Origin of the sequence: Pseudomonas sp. SB113 (assembly GCF_040754745.1) — a bacterium.
Taxonomy (GTDB): Bacteria; Pseudomonadota; Gammaproteobacteria; order Pseudomonadales; family Pseudomonadaceae; genus Aquipseudomonas; species Aquipseudomonas grimontii.
The window spans coordinates 1-454 of the sequence record NZ_JBFMHW010000166.1; the positions used below are offsets into that span (position 1 = coordinate 1).

Genomic DNA, 454 nt, shown 5'->3' on the forward strand with positions numbered 1-454 from the left:
GCGACAAACCCTATAGCCACGGCGATGCGCATGAAATGTTCATCGTCTTGAAAGGCAGCGTCGAGCTGACGCTTGGCGAGGATATTTTCGTCCTCGATGAAGGCGACAGCATCGAATACCCGACATCAACGCCGCACAAGACGGTGAATATCGGCAACGACCCGGCCGAGGTTCTGTGGATCATCGCTCCACCGACCAGCGGAGCCGGTGAACTCAACGAATACATTACCCGGAAACCACTCGCATCCGGGCACCAACAAGATGGCGAGTCATCGTAATGGGAGTACTGACATGAGTAAAAGAAACAGATACGGCATCATGGCTGCCGCAGCCATGCTTCTGATGGCCGGCTCCGCGCTGGCGCAGGACAAGCCCGTCGCGGGCGAAGTGGCCGAAGGCTCGCTGAAGGGCAAGACGCTTACCTTCGTTTCCTTCGGCGGCATCTATCAGGACG

1 protein-coding gene is annotated in these 454 nt (G+C 57.5%); it reads left to right on the forward strand.

Annotated features, from left to right (window positions below):
- Window positions 1–278 (forward strand): cupin domain-containing protein (locus AB1462_RS31980; protein WP_367249103.1); only part of this gene is annotated, 278 nt, incomplete at its 5' end.
- Window positions 279–454 lie beyond the last annotated feature (176 nt).